Annotated in this window: 14 protein-coding genes; 5 read left to right on the top strand and 9 right to left on the bottom strand. The window is 61.0% G+C overall.

All coding sequences use genetic code 11. The features are described from left to right. Window positions 1-2 precede the first annotated feature (2 nt). The 8 genes from fabI to gloB all read right to left on the bottom strand — a co-directional run bounded on the left by fabI (window position 3) and on the right by gloB (window position 10730). The gene (gene fabI, locus UB23_RS23125) at window positions 3-797 is read right to left on the bottom strand and encodes an enoyl-ACP reductase FabI (protein ID WP_008152082.1); all 795 of its coding nucleotides are present in this window, start codon (window positions 795-797) and stop codon (window positions 3-5) included. 19 nt (window positions 798-816) lie between these two features. Then, window positions 817-2427: an ABC transporter ATP-binding protein gene (locus UB23_RS23120; RefSeq protein ID WP_045061611.1), complete on the bottom strand. Its 1611-nt coding sequence runs from the start codon at window positions 2425-2427 to the stop codon at window positions 817-819. Window position 2428: 1 nt separating this feature from the next. After that, the gene (locus UB23_RS23115; protein ID WP_045061610.1) at window positions 2429-3448 is read right to left on the bottom strand and encodes an ABC transporter permease; all 1020 of its coding nucleotides are present in this window, start codon (window positions 3446-3448) and stop codon (window positions 2429-2431) included. A 1-nt stretch (window position 3449) separates the two neighbouring features. Then, complete coding sequence (locus tag UB23_RS23110; protein ID WP_045061609.1) at window positions 3450-4523, bottom strand: microcin C ABC transporter permease YejB; 1074 nt, start codon at window positions 4521-4523, stop codon at window positions 3450-3452. Window positions 4524-4527: 4 nt separating this feature from the next. After that, window positions 4528-6369 carry an extracellular solute-binding protein gene (locus UB23_RS23105; protein ID WP_045061608.1) on the bottom strand — a complete coding sequence of 614 codons (1842 nt, stop codon included), beginning with the start codon at window positions 6367-6369 and terminating at the stop codon, window positions 4528-4530. Continuing rightward, entirely contained in the window at window positions 6366-8198 is a 1833-nt protein-coding gene (locus UB23_RS23100; RefSeq protein ID WP_045061607.1) for an extracellular solute-binding protein, read from the bottom strand. Before UB23_RS23100 ends, UB23_RS23105 begins: the two co-directional genes overlap by 4 nt. Before the next feature lie 231 nt (window positions 8199-8429). Continuing rightward, window positions 8430-9863 carry a transglycosylase SLT domain-containing protein gene (locus UB23_RS23095; protein ID WP_045061606.1) on the bottom strand — a complete coding sequence of 478 codons (1434 nt, stop codon included), beginning with the start codon at window positions 9861-9863 and terminating at the stop codon, window positions 8430-8432. A gap of 99 nt (window positions 9864-9962) precedes the next feature. Then, the gene (gene gloB / locus UB23_RS23090) at window positions 9963-10730 is read right to left on the bottom strand and encodes a hydroxyacylglutathione hydrolase (RefSeq protein WP_045061605.1); all 768 of its coding nucleotides are present in this window, start codon (window positions 10728-10730) and stop codon (window positions 9963-9965) included. Window positions 10731-10795: 65 nt separating this feature from the next. Between gloB and UB23_RS23085 the strand changes: the two genes are divergently transcribed. From UB23_RS23085 to UB23_RS23065, 5 genes are all read left to right on the top strand, one after another. Further along, window positions 10796-11554: a class I SAM-dependent methyltransferase gene (locus tag UB23_RS23085; protein WP_045061604.1), complete on the top strand. Its 759-nt coding sequence runs from the start codon at window positions 10796-10798 to the stop codon at window positions 11552-11554. A gap of 92 nt (window positions 11555-11646) precedes the next feature. Next, window positions 11647-12099 (top strand): ribonuclease HI, encoded by a 453-nt coding sequence (rnhA, locus tag UB23_RS23080; RefSeq protein ID WP_008028618.1) that lies wholly within the window; start codon window positions 11647-11649, stop codon window positions 12097-12099. Between the two features lie 182 nt (window positions 12100-12281). Next, window positions 12282-13040, top strand: coding sequence for a DNA polymerase III subunit epsilon (dnaQ, locus tag UB23_RS23075; RefSeq protein WP_045061603.1), 759 nt, complete (start codon window positions 12282-12284; stop codon window positions 13038-13040). A gap of 172 nt (window positions 13041-13212) precedes the next feature. Beyond that, window positions 13213-15468, top strand: coding sequence for an Orn/Lys/Arg decarboxylase N-terminal domain-containing protein (locus UB23_RS23070; RefSeq protein ID WP_045061602.1), 2256 nt, complete (start codon window positions 13213-13215; stop codon window positions 15466-15468). A 14-nt stretch (window positions 15469-15482) separates the two neighbouring features. Further along, entirely contained in the window at window positions 15483-16097 is a 615-nt protein-coding gene (locus UB23_RS23065; RefSeq protein ID WP_045061601.1) for a GNAT family N-acetyltransferase, read from the top strand. Here UB23_RS23065 and UB23_RS23060 read toward each other — a convergent pair. After that, window positions 16063-16956: a LysR substrate-binding domain-containing protein gene (locus UB23_RS23060; protein ID WP_045061600.1), complete on the bottom strand. Its 894-nt coding sequence runs from the start codon at window positions 16954-16956 to the stop codon at window positions 16063-16065. The two genes, UB23_RS23065 and UB23_RS23060, sit on opposite strands and share 35 nt — an antisense overlap. Between the last annotated feature and the right edge of the window lie 18 nt (window positions 16957-16974).

Below are 16974 nucleotides of genomic sequence, written 5' to 3'. Positions count from 1 at the left end.
GATTACTCTTCCAGGCTGCCCATCGCAGTGGTGTTGAAACCACCGTCTACGTACATGATTTCACCGCTGATGCCAGACGCCAGGTCCGAGCACAGGAAGGCGCCGGCGTTGCCGACTTCGTCGATGGTGACGTTACGACGCAGCGGGGTTTGCGCTTCGTTGGCTGCCAGCATCTTGCGGAAGTTCTTGATGCCGGAAGCGGCCAGGGTGCGGATCGGACCGGCCGATACGCAGTTGACGCGGGTGCCGTCCGGGCCCAGGGAACCGGCCAGGTAACGTACGCCAGCTTCCAGGGAAGCCTTGGCCATGCCCATCACGTTGTAGTTCGGCATGGTGCGCTCGGCGCCCAGGTACGACAGGGTCAGCAGGCTGCCGTTGCGGCCCTTCATCATTTCGCGACCGGCCTTGGCCAGGGCTACGAAGCTGTAGGCGCTGATGTCGTGGGCGATGCGGAAACCTTCACGGGTGGTGGCTTCGGTGAAGTCGCCGTCCAGTTGGTCGCCGGGAGCGAAACCTACGGAGTGCACGATGCAGTCCAGGCCGTCCCACTTCTTGCCCAGTTCAACGAAGACCTTGGCGATTTCTTCATCGCTGGCCACGTCGCACGGGAAGCACAGATCCGGGTTGGAACCCCAGCTTTGTGCGAACTCTTCGACACGACCTTTGAGTTTGTCGTTCTGATAAGTGAAGGCAAGCTCAGCGCCCTCGCGATGCATGGCGGCAGCGATGCCGGATGCGATGGACAGCTTGCTGGCGACACCGACGATCAGTACGCGCTTACCGGCGAGAAAACCCATGTGTTGCTCCTCTTTCAGGTTATTGCGCAGTGGCTGGAGCCAGGAAAGCGGCTTCCAGCAACTGCTGTGTATACGGATGTTGGGGGGCGGCAAAGATACTTTGCGCGTCTCCCTGTTCGACCACTTGGCCCTGCTTGACCACCATCAGCTGGTGGCTCAGCGCCTTGACGACAGCCAGGTCATGGCTGATAAACAGATACGTCAGGTTGTACTTGGTTTGCAGTGAACGCAAAAGCTCCACCACCTGGCGTTGCACGGTGCGGTCGAGGGCCGAAGTCGGCTCGTCCAGCAGGATCAACGCCGGTTTGAGCACCAATGCCCGGGCAATGGCAATTCTCTGCCGTTGCCCACCGGAAAATTCGTGGGGGTAGCGGTGCCGGGTGTCCGGATCCAGGCCTACCTCCTTCAATGCCGCAATAATCGCTTGTTCCTGTTCCGCCTCGCTACCCATCTTGTGGATTCGCAGGCCTTCGCCGACGATCTGGCTCACGCACATTCGTGGGCTGAGGCTGCCAAAGGGGTCCTGGAACACCACCTGCATCTCCCGCCGCAGCGGCCTGACCTGTTGCTGCGTCAGGCAGTCTAGCTGGTTGCCTTCAAAACGGATGCCGCCTTTGCTGCCGATCAGCCGCAAAATCGCAAGGCCGAGGGTCGATTTACCGGAACCGCTTTCTCCCACAATGCCCAGTGTCTGGCCCTGGGGCAGGCTGAAGTTGATGCCGTCGACCGCCTTGATGTGGTCGACGGTCTTTTTCAGCAAGCCTTTCTTGATCGGAAACCACACTTTCAGATCCTTTACCTGCAGCAGCGGCGGCCCGATTGCATTGGTGGCCGGCATCCCGCTGGGCTCCGCTGCCAGCAGTTCCCGCGTGTACGGATGCTGCGGTGCGCGGAACAATTCTTCGCACGATGCCTGTTCGACGATGCAACCGCGCTGCATGACACATACTCGGTGCGCAATTCTTCGCACCAGGTTCAAATCGTGACTGATCAGTAGCAGCGCCATGCCCAGGCGAGCCTGCAATTCCTTGAGCAATTCGAGGATTTTCAACTGCACCGTGACGTCCAGCGCGGTGGTCGGTTCGTCGGCAATCAGCAGTTCCGGCTCGTTGGCCAGGGCCATGGCGATCATCACCCGCTGGCGCTGGCCGCCGGACAATTCATGGGGTAGGGCCTTGAGGCGCTTGTGCGGCTCGGGGATGCCGACCATCTCCAACAGTTCCAGGGTGCGTTGGGTGGCGATCTTGCCGACCAGCCCTTTATGGATGCCCAGCACTTCGTTGATCTGCTTTTCGATGGAATGCAGAGGGTTGAGCGAGGTCATCGGCTCCTGGAAGATCATCGCGATCCGGTTGCCACGGATATGCCGGATGGTCTTTTCTTTCAGGCTCAGCAGGTCCTGGCCCGAGTATTCGATGGTCCCCGAGGGATGCCGGGCGAGCGGGTAGGGCAGCAGCCGCAGGATCGAGTGGGCGGTGACCGATTTGCCCGAGCCGCTTTCGCCCACCAGGGCCAGGGTCTCGCCACGCTTGATGTCGAAGCTGACACCCTCGACCACCCGTTGCACGCGCTCGCCGACGACAAACTCCACCGCCAGGTCGCGCACTTCGATCAGATTGTCCTGATTCATTTCACTTCCTCGGGTCGAAGGCATCGCGAGCGGACTCGCCGATGAACACCAGCAAACTCAACATCAACGCCAATACCGCAAATGCGCTCATGCCAAGCCAGGGCGCCTGCAGGTTGGATTTGCCCTGGGCCACCAGTTCACCCAGGGACGGCGCACCAGGCGGCAGCCCGAAGCCCAGGAAGTCGAGGGCGGTCAGGGTGCCGATGGCGCCGGTCAGGATGAACGGCATGAAAGTCATGGTCGAGACCATGGCGTTGGGCAGGATATGGCGGAACATGATCGCACCATTCTGCATCCCCAGCGCCCGGGCCGCGCGTACGTATTCGAGGTTGCGCCCGCGCAGGAACTCGGCGCGCACCACGTCCACCAGGCTCATCCAGGAGAACAGCAGCATGATCCCCAGCAGCCACCAGAAGTTCGGCTGGACGAAGCTGGCGAGGATGATCAGCAGGTACAGCACCGGCAGCCCCGACCAGATTTCCAGGAAGCGCTGCCCGGCCAGATCCACCCAGCCGCCATAAAAACCCTGCAAGGCCCCGGCAATCACACCGATGATCGAGCTGAGGATGGTCAGGGTCAGGGCGAACAGCACGGAAATGCGGAAGCCATAGATTACCCGGGCCAGCACGTCGCGGCCCTGGTCATCGGTGCCCAGCAGGTTGTCCGCTGAAGGTGGCGCCGGTGCCGGGACCTTCAGGTCATAGTTGATGCTTTGATAGCTGTAGGGGATCGGCGCCCACAGCACCCAGGCATCCTTGGCCTTGAGCAGTTCGCGGATATACGGGCTCTTGTAGTTGGCTTCCAGCGGGAATTCGCCGCCGAAGGTGGTTTCCGGGTAGCGCTTGAGCGCCGGGAAATACCAGCCGTCGTCGTAATGCACCACCAGCGGTTTGTCGTTGGCGATCAATTCGGCGCCCAGGCTCAGGCCGAATAGCACCAGAAACAACCACAGCGACCACCAGCCGCGCTTGTTGGCCTTGAACAGTTCGAATCGCCGACGATTGAGTGGGGACAGGTTCATCTCAATGCTCCCGGCTTTCGAAGTCGATACGCGGATCGACAAAGGTGTAGGTGAGGTCGCCGATCAACTTCACCACCAGTCCCAGCAGGGTGAAGATGAACAACGTGCCGAACACCACCGGATAATCGCGGTTGATGGCCGCCTCGAAGCTCATCAGGCCAAGGCCGTCGAGGGAAAAGATCACTTCCACCAGCAACGAGCCGGTGAAGAAAATCCCGATGAAAGCCGACGGGAAGCCGGCAATCACCAGCAGCATGGCGTTACGGAACACGTGCCCGTAGAGCACGCGGTGGTTGGTCAGGCCCTTGGCCTTGGCGGTCACCACATACTGTTTGTTGATTTCGTCGAGGAAACTGTTCTTGGTCAGCAGGGTCATGGTCGCGAAGTTGCCGATCACCAGCGCCGTCACCGGCAGGGCCAAGTGCCAGAAATAATCGAGGATCTTGCCGCCAGTAGTGAGCTCATCAAAGTTGTTGGAAGTCAGGCCTCTGAGCGGAAACCAGTCAAGGTAACTGCCGCCGGCAAACAGCACGATCAGCAGGATCGCGAACAGGAAGGCCGGGATCGCATAACCGACGATGATCAGCGAACTGGTCCAGACGTCGAAGTGGCTGCCGTGCCGCGTGGCCTTGGCGATCCCTAGCGGGATCGACACCAGGTACATGATCAGGGTGCTCCACAGTCCAAGGGAGATGGAGACCGGCATCTTTTCCTTGATCAGGTCGATGACCTTGGCGTCGCGGAAAAAACTGTCGCCGAAATCCAGCTTCGCGTAGTTCTTGATCATGATCCACAAGCGTTCCGGCGCCGATTTGTCGAAGCCGTACATGTGCTCGATTTCCTTGACCAGCGCCGGGTCCAGGCCCTGGGCGCCACGATAGGCGGAGCCGGCCACCGACACCTCGGCGCCGCCGCCGGCAATGCGGCTGGTGGCGCCTTCGAAGCCTTCGAGCTTGGCGATCATCTGCTCTACCGGTCCACCGGGGGCGGCCTGGATGATCACGAAGTTGATCAGCAGAATGCCCAGCAAGGTCGGGATGATCAGCAGCAGTCGTCGAAAAATGTACGCCAGCATCTGATTACTCCGTGCCCGTAGCGTCGGTTTGCAGTTTGGTTTCGACCTCTATCGCCGGTTTGGCATCCGGCTTGATCCACCAGGTGTTGATGCCGACATCGTAGGTCGGTGAGATTTTCGGATGACCGATATGGTTCCAGTAAGCCACGCGCCAGGTCTTGATGTGCCAGTTCGGGATCACGTAATACCCCCATTGCAGCACGCGGTCCAGCGCCCGGGCATGGGCCACCAGGCTTTTGCGCGAATCGGCGTTGATCAGTTGCTCGACCAGCTGGTCGACCACCGGGTCCTTGAGGCCCATGGAGTTACGGCTGCCGGGTTTGTCGGCGGCGGCAGACATCCAGAACTCCCGTTGTTCATTGCCTGGCGAGTTGGACTGCGGGAAGCTGCCGACGATCATGTCGAAGTCCCGTGAGCGCACCCGGTTGATGTACTGGGAGACGTCGACCCGGCGGATCACCAGGTCGATCCCCAGATCGCTGAGGTTGCGCTTGAACGGCAGCAGCACCCGCTCGAATTCAGTCTGGGCCAGCAGGAATTCGATGGTCACCGGTTTGCCGGTAGCATCGACCATCTTGTCGTCGACGATGCGCCAGCCGGCCTCCTGCAGCAGTTGATAGGCCTGGCGCTGCTGGGCGCGAATCATGCCGCTGGCATCGGTGCGCGGGTTCTGGAACGCCTCGCTGAACACCTGCTCGGGAATTTTTCCGCGAAAAGGGTCGAGGATTGCCAGCTGGTCGGCATCCGGCAGGCCCGTGGCAGCCATTTCCGAGTTTTCGAAGTAACTGCGGGTGCGCACATAGGCGCCGTTGAACAGTTGCTTGTTGGTCCACTCAAAGTCCAGCAGCAGGCTCAAGGCTTGGCGCACGCGCACATCCTGGAACAGCGTGCGCCGCAGGTTGAATACAAAGCCCTGCATGCCGGTCGGGTTGCCGTTGGGGATTTGCTCCTTGATCAGGCGGCCTTCGGTGACTGCTGGAATGTTGTAGGCGTTGGCCCAGTTTTTGGCGGTCATCTCCAGCCAGTAATCGAACTGGCCGGCTTTCAGGGCTTCCAGGGCGACGGTGTTGTCGCGGTAGTAGTCGGTGGTCATGACGTCGAAGTTATAGAAGCCGCGGTTGACCGGCAGGTCCTTGCCCCAGTAGTCCTTGACCCGTTCGTAGCGCACTGAACGCCCGGCCTTTACTTCGCTGACCCGGTAGGGCCCGCTGCCAAGAGGGATTTCCAGGTTGCCCTTGTTGAAGTCGCGGTCGGTCCACCAGTGTTTGGGCAGTACCGGCAGTTGGCCAAGAATCAGCGGCAGCTCGCGGTTGTTGCTGTGCTTGAACTTGAACAGCACGGTCAGCGGGTCTTCGGCGATCACTTCGGCCACGTCGCTGTAATAGCCGCGATAGAGCGGGGCACCTTCCTTGGTGAGCATGTCGAAACTGAAGATCACGTCCTCGGCATGGATAGGGTGACCGTCGTGGAACCGGGCTTGCGGGCGCAAATAGAAACGCACCCAGCTGTTGTCGGGGGCTTTCTCGATCTTGCCGGCGACCAGGCCGTACACGGTGAACGGTTCGTCCAGGCCTTGTCTGGCCAGGGTGTCGTAGATCATGCCGACATCGTCGGCGGGCACGCCTTTGCTGATAAACGGATTGAGGCTGTCGAAGCCGCCGAAGCCTGCCTGGCGGAAGGTCCCGCCCTTGGGCGCGTCGGGGTTCACGTAATCGAAATGCTTGAAGTCGGCCGGGTATTTGGGCGGTTCGTTGTACAGGGTCAGCGCGTGTTGCGGAGCGGCGCAGGCCAGCCCGGCAAACATCAGGCCGCTGACCTGCAACAGCAGGGCACGTACAGGGGTCATCGATCCTTCTCCGAAGATTTCAGCCACCACGCGCTCAAGCCCAGGGTGTAGGGCGGCGTGGTAACAAAGGCAAACCGGTTGCGGTAGGCCAGGCGGTGATAATTGAGGTACCAGTTGGGAATGATGTAGTGCTGCCACAGCAGTACGCGATCCAGGGCTTTGCCTGCGGCGACCTGCTCGTCACGGGTCTTGGCTGCGAGCAGCTGTTCGAGCAGGTGGTCAACCACGGGATTGGCGATACCTGCGTAATTCTTGCTGCCCTTGACCGCCACCTGGCTGGAGTGGAAGTACTGCCATTGCTCCAGGCCGGGGCTGAGCGTCTGGTTGAGGGTCATCAGGATCATGTCGAAGTCGAATTGGTCGAGACGTTGCTTGTACTGGGCGCGATCGACCGTTCGCAGCCGGGCATCGACGCCGATGCTCGCGAGGTTCTCGACGTACGGCTGGAGAATGCGTTCCAGGTTGGGGTTGACCAGCAGGATCTCCAGGCGCAGCGGCTGGCCGGCGGCATTTTGCAGGCGCTGGCCGTTCAGCTTCCAGCCGGCTTCGGCGAGCAGGCCCAGGGCGTTGCGCAGTGTCTGCCGGGGAATGCCGCGACCATCGGTCTGGGGCAGGCTGAAAGGTTCGGTAAAGAGCCTGGCCGGCAGCTGATCGCGATAGGGCTTGAGCATCAGCCATTCGTGGCCGACCGGCAGCCCGGTGGCGGAAAACTCGCTGTTGGGGTAGTAGCTCATGGCGCGTTTGTAGGCGCCGCTGAACAGCGTGCGGTTGGTCCACTCGAAGTCGAACATCAATCCCAGCGCTTCGCGGACCTTGGGATCGGCAAAGGCGGGGCGCCGGGTGTTCATGAACAGGCCCTGGCTCTGGGTCGGAATCTGGTGGGGGATCAGCGCCTTGATCACCTCGCCGCGCCTGACCGCCGGGAAGCGGTAGCCGTTTTCCCAGTTTTTCGCCTGGTGCTCGATGTAGATGTCGAACTCCCCGGCCTTGAACGCTTCGAAGGCGACGTCGCTGTCGCGGTAGAACTCGACCTCCATCCGGTCGACGTTGTACTTGCCGCGATTGACCGCCAGGTCCTTGCCCCAGTAATCCTTGACCCGCTCGAAAATCAACTGCCGCCCGGGCGTTACTGAAGTAATGCGGTAGGGGCCGCTGCCCAGGGGCGGTTCGAACGTAGTGGCCTTGAAGTCGCGGCCTTTCCAGTAATGCTGGGGCAACACCGGCAACTCGCCCAGGCGCAGGATCAACAACGGGTTGCCGGCGCGCTTGAAGACGAATCGGATACGGTGGGGGTTGAGGATATCGACCCGCAGTACTTCCTGGAGGTTGGTGCGGTATTGCGGATGCCCTTCCTTGAGCAGCAGGCGATAGGAAAACGCGACGTCGTAGGCGGTGATCGGCGCGCCGTCATGAAACCTGGCCTCGGGGCGCAGGTTGAACACGACCCAGCTGCGGTCTTCGCTGTACTCCACCGATTGCGCGATCAGCCCGTAGCTGGAGGTGGGCTCATCGCCGGACGGCGCGTATTGGCCGGTGCCCACCATCAGCGGCTCGTTGAGTTCGTTGATGCCGTATTGCAGGAAATTGGGCGTGGAAACCGGGCTCGATCCCTTGAAAGTATAGGGATTGAGCGTATCGAAGGTGCCGAATGCCATCACTCGCAACGTACCGCCCTTGGGCGCTTGCGGGTTGACCCAGTCGAAGTGGGTAAATCTGGCCGGGTACTTGAGGGTGCCGAACTGCGCATAACCATGGCTTTCGCTGATCGTCGCGCTTGCGGGTGAGCTCAAGGCCAGGCTGATCAGGAGCAGGAGGAGGGGACGCTTCAAGTCAGAGATCCGATCCAGGCGGCTTGGGCTTTATGGACCGTACAGTAACAGCTTGTCTTCGCAGGAAAAAGATGGCGTATTTGTAGGAGCGAGCTTGCTCGCGATGGTCGTTAACGATAACGCTGGGAATCTGTCACCCCGCGGCGTTCTCAGGTTCTTCGCGAGCAAGCTCGCTCCTGCAGGGGATTGTGTGCTTTCTTGAAAAACAGCCCCTGGTTCAGGGGCTGTTTTTTAGTGCGGCGAGTAGACCGTCAGCATCTGGCCGGGCTTCAGGGCCTGGCCGAGGCGTGGATTCCAGCGTTTGAGGTGCTGCATCTCGACGTTAAAGCGCTTGGCGACCATGTACAGTGAGTCGCCCTGCTTGACCTTGTATTTGGTCTGCTGTTTCTTGCTGTTGGCGGCGACTACCGTGTTGACGCGTCCGCCGCTGCGCTTGGTGTTGTCCTGCATCACCAGGGTCTGGCCAACCTTGAGGTTCTTGCCGGTCAGCTTGTTCCACTGCTGGAGATCTTTCACGTCGACTTTGTTGGCCTTGGCAATGGTGCCCAGGTTGTCGCCGCGCTTGACCCGGTAGGAGCGCTTGGCGCCGGCAATCGCCGGGCTGTTGGCGCTCTCGAACACTGGCTTGAGCGGTCGCTTGCTGATCAGTTCTTCCGGGCGCATGGTCGACAGGCTGGTGGTCAGCAGTTGCGCCTTCGAGGTGGGCACCAGCAAATGCTGGGGGCCATCGAGGGTGGTGGTGCGCTGCTTGAATGCCGGGTTGAGCTGGAACAGTTCGTCTTCGTCGATGTTGGCCACTGCAGCGACCTTGGACAGGTCCATGCGCTGGTTGATCTCGACCACCTTAAAGTACGGCTCGTTGGCGATCGGGCTGAGGTTCACCCCGTAGGCTTCCGGCGCCAGCACCACTTGTGACAGCGCGAGCAGCTTGGGTACATACGCCTGGGTTTCCGCCGGCAGCGGCAGGTTCCAGTAATCGGTCGGCAGGCCCAGCTTTTCATTGCGCTCGATCGCCCGGCTGACCGTTCCTTCCCCGGCGTTGTAGGCCGCGAGTGCCAGTAGCCAGTCGCCGTTGAACATGTCATGCAGGCGGGTCAGGTAGTCCATCGCCGCGGTGGTCGAGGCGGTGATATCGCGACGGCCATCGTAGAACTGGTTCTGGCGCAGGTTGAAGTAACGCCCGGTGGAAGGAATGAATTGCCAAAGTCCCACCGCATGGGCCCGGGAATAGGCCATCGGGTTGTAGGAGCTTTCTATCACTGGCAACAGCGCCAGTTCCAGCGGCATGTTGCGTTCTTCCAGGCGTTCGACGATGTAGTGAATGTACAGGCTGCCGCGTTCGCCGGCGTTTTCGAGATAAGACGGGTTGTTGGCGAACCACAGGCGCTGTTGTTCGATGCGCGGGTTCAGGCCGACGCTGTCCTGCAACTGGAAGCCCTGGCGCATGCGCTCCCAGACGTCCTGTGGTATTTGCGGAACAGGCTTTTCGCTGAGCCAGACAGGTTTTTGCTTGGCTCGAGCGGCGATGTTGGGGGTGTGTGTCGCTTCGGTTTGCGGCACATGGCTTGAACAGCCCGCCAGGGTGGCGGACACAGCCACCGCGATGGCTTGAGCCAGGCGGGTCAATGCGTCTGAATTGATGGACTTACGAATAGATGACGACATTGGCTGGAAGTAAGTTCCGGGCAAAAATGTCGGGCGATTCTAGAAAGCACACCCCCCGAGGTCAACCATTGAGAATTCCTGTACCGCCCGGTAGCCTCCCTAGAACTTGTCTTTCCAGGCACGCAAGGCAGCAAAGACCGCACTCGGGCTACTGTTATCGGCGCCGCTCCGTTCGTCCACTTTTTGTTTAATAGATGTTTCGCCGGCACGCAGGAAGGGGTTGGTGAGCTTTTCCAGGGCCAGCGTCGAAGGCAGGGTCATGATCCCGGACTCGCGCATTTGTGTGACTTTGCCCAGGCGTTCGACCGTGTGCGGATTGCCGGGCTCGACCGCGACGGCAAAGCGCAGATTGCTCAGGGTGTATTCATGGGTGCAATACACCAGCGTATCCTCGGGAAGGGCTGCAAGCCGGTTCAGGGAGGTATACATTTGCTCCGCAGTGCCCTCGAACAGGCGGCCGCAACCGGCAGCGAACAGGGTGTCGCCGCAGAACAGCAGGCCATGATGATAGAAGGCGATGTGCCCCAGGGTGTGGCCGGGAACGGCAAGAACATCGAACTCCCAGCCCAGCACGCTGACCCGGTCGTTGTCCTTGAGCGCCACGTCGCGGGCCGGGATGCGCTCGCTGGCCGGCCCGTAGACCGTCGCGTCCGTCGCGCTCTTGAGCAGTTCCACGCCGCCGACGTGATCATGGTGGTGATGGGTGATCAGGATATCGCTCAACACCCAGCCCGGATGGGCCGCAAGCCAGGCCTGCACGGGCGCGGCGTCACCGGGATCGACCACGGCGCAGCGCTGGGTATTGTGGTCCTGTAACAACCAGATGTAGTTGTCGGTAAAGGCAGGCAGGGCACTGATCTGTATCATCGTCGGATTCGCCAAGCGGAAAACATTGGCGCATCTTAGAACTTCCTGGCGCGTTGGAGAATGCAATGACCGATAAAGCGTTCGCTCAGGCGGATCCTGACTGGCTGGATTTGATCAGCGCAGCCCGTGAATGGCTGTCCGGCCCGATTGGGCAATTTCTCCTGGATGAAGAGCGGCGCATGCTCGAAGACGAGTTGGCGCGCTTCTTTGGTGGCTATCTGGTGCACTACGGCCCATCGGCTCAAACGCCTCCGTCGGCGCCGCAGGTGCAGCGCAATGTGCGCCTGGGCGCGCCGCTGCCCGGTGTGGAGATCGTCTGCGAGGAACAGGCCTGGCCCTTGAGTGAACATGCCGCCGACGTCGTGGTGCTGCAGCATGGGCTGGATTTCTGCCTGTCGCCACACGGCTTGCTGCGTGAGGCCGCCAGCAGCGTGCGGCCAGGAGGGCACCTGCTGATTATCGGCATCAACCCCTGGAGCACCTGGGGGTTGCGGCACGTATTTGCCCATGACGGCTTGCGCAAGGCCCGCTGCATATCGCCTTCGCGGGTCGGGGACTGGCTGAACCTGCTGGGCTTCGCGCTGGAGAAACGCCGCTTCGGGTGCTATCGTCCGCCGCTTGCTTCCCCGGCATGGCAGACCCGGCTGGCCGGTTGGGAGCGCAAGGCTGGCGACTGGCAGCTGTCCGGTGGCGGCTTCTATCTGTTGGTGGCACGCAAGATCGTGGTCGGTTTGCGCCCCCTGCGCCAGGAGCGCCGCGAGCCCATGGGCAAGTTGATTCCGTTGCCGATGGCCAAGGTCAACCGTCGCCGCATCGAACCGTAAGACACTCTTTTATTCCCGGCCGGGTTGACCCCGGCCTCGGGCATCGCTGATCACGGATCGGCGAGCCACGGCATTTTTCTGGAAAGGTTGGCATGAGCGATAGCGTAGAACTCTTCACCGACGGCGCCTGCAAGGGCAATCCCGGCCCTGGCGGCTGGGGCGCATTGCTGGTGTGCAAGGGCGTTGAAAAAGAACTCTGGGGTGGCGAGGCCAACACCACCAACAATCGCATGGAGTTGATGGGGGCGATCCGTGGCCTGGAAGAACTGAAGCGCTCCTGCGACGTGCTGCTGGTGACCGACTCGCAGTATGTGATGAAGGGCATCAACGAGTGGATGGACAACTGGAAGAAGCGCGGCTGGAAGACGGCGGCGAAAGAGCCGGTAAAAAACGCTGATCTGTGGAAGCTGCTGGACGAGCAGGTCAATCGCCACAATGTCACCTGGAAATGGGTGCGCGGGCACATTGGCCATCATGGCAACGAACGGGCGGACCAGTTGGCTAACCGCGGCGTCGATGAAGTGCGCGGCTACAAACAAGCCTGAAACGCTGCACACCCCCGTAGGAGCTTCCGCAGGCTGCGATCTTTTGATCTTGTTTTCAGAGCGCAGATCAAAAGATCGCAGCCTGCGGCAGCTCCTACACGGTGACCCTGTTCTCTAAGGCCTCCGCCAGCGTGTTAACATTCGCGCTTTTTCAAGATCGACCCGTTGAGAGCTGAGCACTGATGGCCACCAGATCCGTTGTACTCGATACCGAAACCACCGGCATGCCGGTGACCGATGGCCACCGGATTATCGAAATCGGCTGTGTCGAGTTGCTCGGTCGGCGCCTGACCGGCCGGCACTTCCATGTCTATCTGCAACCTGATCGCGAGAGTGACGAAGGCGCGATTGGCGTGCACGGCATCACCAACGAATTCCTGGTGGGCAAGCCGCGCTTCAACGAAGTGGCCGATGAGTTCTTCGAATTCATCAAGGGTGCGCAGCTGATCATCCACAACGCGGCATTCGACGTTGGCTTCATCAACAACGAATTCGCCCTGATGGGCCAGCACGATCGCGCCGACATCACGCAACACTGCTCGATCCTCGACACCCTGATGATGGCCCGGGAACGTCACCCGGGGCAGCGCAACAGCCTGGATGCCCTGTGCAAGCGCTACGGCGTCGACAACTCGGGCCGCGAGCTGCACGGCGCCTTGCTCGACTCCGAGATCCTGGCGGACGTCTACCTGACCATGACCGGTGGCCAGACCAGCCTGTCGCTGGCCGGTAACGCCTCCGATGGCAATGGTTCGGGCGAAGGGGCGGATAATTCGGCGACCGAAATACGCCGCCTGCCGGCAGATCGCCAGCCGACGCGGATCATCCGCGCCAGTGAGGATGACCTGGCCCAGCATGTGGCGCGGTTGGAAGCGATCGCCAAGGCGGCGGGGGCTCCGGCGTTGTGGCAGCAGCTGGTTGAGGCTGAGGCTTCGGCGTAGGTCTCGGTGTAGTCTTGGTAAAGATCGCAGCCTCGTTTCACTCGACAGCTCCTACGGAGGGCGAGGAGGCGATGACCCATTTCAGGGCATCCCCACTCGCCACATTCGCTCCAACCCTCTACCCTGAGGAGATTGGCAGACCCTGAGCTGCCGCCTCAGGATCCTGAGCCCAATGTATAAAGACTTGAAATTCCCGGTATTGATCGTCCATCGCGACATCAAGGCCGACACCGTAGCCGGTGATCGGGTGCGCGGCATCGCCCGGGAGCTGGAGCAGGAAGGCTTCAGCATTGTCTCGGCGATGGACTACGCCGAGGGCCGCCTGGTTGCTTCGACCCATCACGGTCTTTCCTGCATGTTGATCGCCAGTGAAGACGCCAGCGCCAATTCACATTTGTTACAGAATATGGCCGAGCTGATCGGACTGGCCCGGGTTCGCGCGCCGGATCTGCCCATCTTTGCCCTCGGCGAACAGGTGACCCTGGAAAACGCTCCGGCGGATGCCATGGCCGAGCTCAACCAGCTTCGCGGCATCCTGTATCTGTTCGAAGACACCGTGCCATTTCTGGCCCGCCAGGTCGCCCGCGCGGCACGCAAATACCTCGACGGTCTGTTGCCGCCGTTCTTCAAGGCGCTGGTGCAGCATACCGCCGACTCCAATTATTCGTGGCACACCCCCGGGCATGGTGGTGGCGTGGCCTATCACAAGAGCCCGGTAGGGCAGGCGTTTCATCAGTTCTTCGGGGAAAACACCCTGCGCTCGGACCTGTCGGTGTCGGTTCCAGAGTTGGGTTCCCTGCTGGACCACACCGGCCCCCTGGCCGAAGCCGAGGCGCGCGCGGCGCGTAACTTTGGTGCCGATCACACCTTCTTCGTCATCAACGGCACGTCCACCGCCAACAAGATCGTCTGGCATTCAATGGTCGCCCGGGATGACCTGGTGCTGGTGGACCGCAACTGCCACAAGTCGGTACTGCATTCGATCATCATGACCGGGGCGATTCCGCTGTACCTGTGCCCGGAACGCAATGAACTGGGGATTATCGGCCCGATTCCCTTGAGCGAATTCAGCCGCGAGACGATCCAGGCCAAGATCGATGCCAGTCCGTTGACCAAAGGGCGGGCGCCCAAGGTCAAGCTGGCAGTGGTGACCAATTCGACCTACGACGGCCTTTGCTACAACGCCGAACTGATCAAGCAGAGCCTGGGCAACAGCGTCGAGGTGCTGCATTTCGACGAGGCCTGGTACGCCTATGCGGCCTTCCATGAGTTCTTCGCCGGGCGCTACGGCATGGGGACCTCGCGCAGCGCGGACAGCCCGCTGGTCTTCACCACCCATTCCACGCACAAGCTGCTGGCGGCGTTCAGCCAGGCTTCGATGATTCACGTGCAGGACGGTGGGGCCCGCCAACTGGACCGCGATCGCTTCAACGAAGCCTTCATGATGCACATCTCCACTTCGCCGCAGTACAGCATCATCGCTTCGCTGGATGTGGCGTCGGCGATGATGGAAGGGCCTTCGGGGCGCTCGCTGCTGCAGGAAATGTTCGATGAAGCCCTGAGTTTTCGGCGCGCCCTGGCCAACCTGCGCCAGCACATCGCCGCCGATGACTGGTGGTTTTCGATCTGGCAGCCGCCTTCGGTGGAAGGCATCAAACAAGTGGTCACCGAAGACTGGTTGCTGCAGCCTGACGCCGACTGGCACGGCTTTGCTGGTGTAACCGACGATTACGTGCTGCTCGACCCGATCAAGGTCACCCTGGTGATGCCCGGCCTCACGGCGGGAGGTGCCTTGAGCGAGCGCGGGATTCCGGCGGCGGTGGTCAGCAAATTCCTCTGGGAGCGCGGCCTGGTGGTGGAAAAGACCGGGCTGTATTCGTTCCTGGTGCTGTTTTCCATGGGCATTACCAAGGGCAAATGGAGCACCTTGCTCACTGAGTTGCTGGAATTCAAGCGCAGCTACGATGCCAACGTCAGCCTGGCGAGTTGCCTGCCGTGCATCGCGCAAGAGGATGCCGATCGCTATCGGGGCATGGGCTTGCGTGACTTGTGTGACCAACTGCACGCCTGTTACCGCAGCAACGCCACGGCCAAACACCTCAAGCGCATGTATACCGTACTGCCACAGATCGCCATGAAACCGTCTGACGCCTATGATCACCTGGTACGCGGCGACGTTGAAGCTGTGTCGATCGATGCCCTGGATGGGCGGATCGCTGCCGTGATGCTGGTACCCTATCCGCCAGGAATCCCGTTGATCATGCCCGGCGAGCGTTTTACCGACGCCACCCGTTCAATCAACGATTACCTGGCATTTGCCCGCACATTCGACAGCAGCTTTCCCGGCTTTGTCGCCGATGTGCACGGCTTGCAACACGAAGATGAGGGCAATGGGCGGTACTACACCGTCGATTGCATCAAGGAATGAGGACCTTTCCCAGCATGCAACCGGTTATGAATCCCAAATACCCAGGGCTGTCGGTACGAGTCGCTGACGATGGATTTGCCCCCTATATCTGGGGCAGCGATTTCAGTTTTGAAGTCTCGGCTTATGTCGCCGCCGAAGTCGGCAAGCCAGTGGAGCAGTGGCCCGTGACGCCCATCACGCCGTATCGAAAGTGCTACGGAATTGACCCTGAAGAGTTCAGCAATTTTCGCGATGCGGCTGATAGCGCGGTGTTCATGGCTTATCTGGACGATGAGCCGGTGGGCCATCTGGTGGTCAGCACCAACTGGAACGGCTTTGCCCATATCGACGAGCTGGCGGTGCATGCGCCGGCGCGGCGCCACGGTGTCGCCAAAGCCCTGCTGGATGTCGCGCAGTTCTGGACGCGGAAAAAGAAACTGCCAGGCATCATGCTCGAAACCCAGAACAACAACCTGGGTGCCTGCCGACTCTACGAGCGTTGCGGCTACGTGGTAGGCGGCATCGACTACCTGCGTTATCGCGGCATCGATCCCAATACGGCCGAGGTCGCGTTGTTCTGGTATCGATTGTTTGATGATCCGCTGGTCATGCCGCTCAGTTCGCCAACATCGCCACGGCTTGTTCCGTGATGATCTCCAGCAGGGCCTGAGCCGCCGGTGAAGGTTCGGCGTTTTTCAGGCTCAGGGCATACAGGCTGATCGGCACCGCGGGTGCCAGCGGGCAGGTGTCCAGTTCGGCGGTCCTGGCTCCCAGGGCGGTGAACGGATCTACCAGCGCCAGGCCTTCCCCGGCTTCGACCATGCTGCGCATCATCTGGTGCGTCTGCACCCGGGTGTGGATGACCGGGGCCGGGCGTAGCGCATGCAGTTTGTGCTCCAGCGCCAGGCTCAGCGGATCATGACCGTCGAGGCCGACCATCGACTGGCCTGCCAGGTCCTGCAGCGAAATGTATTTCTGTTTGGGTTGCAGCCAGCCATGGGGTGCCAGCAGCTGGATCTTGCCTTGGGCGATGGCCTGGCAATCGATATCGGCATGGTCCGGGTCGTGCAGGCTCAGGCCCAGGTCGGCTTCGCGCAGGAGCAGACGCTTGACGATGTCGCGGGTGGGTTGGGCCAGCAGGGTGCAAGGTGCGTCGGGAAGACGCCGGCGCAGGGCGGCAATGGCGTGGGGCAATAGTTTGTGCGCCAGGGGCGGGGTGCAGATGATTCGCAGCGGGGGCGCCTGGTATTGCTTCAGGCTGCTGGCCAGGCGCTGGGCCGGCTCAAGTGCTTCATAGACGTGGGCAATTTCAACCTGCAACTCCCGCGCTTCTCGCGTGGCTTGTAGGCGGCCACGGACGCTGGAAAACAGCATGAAACCCAGCTGGTCTTCAGCGTCGCGCAGGGTGCGTTCTACCTCGGCCACTGGCAACTGCAACCATTCGGCCGCGGTGCCCAGGTGACCGGTCTGCAACAGCGCCTGGATGACTTCGATATGACGTAAACGCATGCGTGAAGTCCATGTTCG

This window comes from Pseudomonas sp. ES3-33 (assembly GCF_000952175.1).
Lineage (GTDB): Bacteria > Pseudomonadota > Gammaproteobacteria > Pseudomonadales > Pseudomonadaceae > Aquipseudomonas > Aquipseudomonas gregormendelii.
This window is presented reverse-complemented; position numbering and strand designations above follow the sequence as displayed.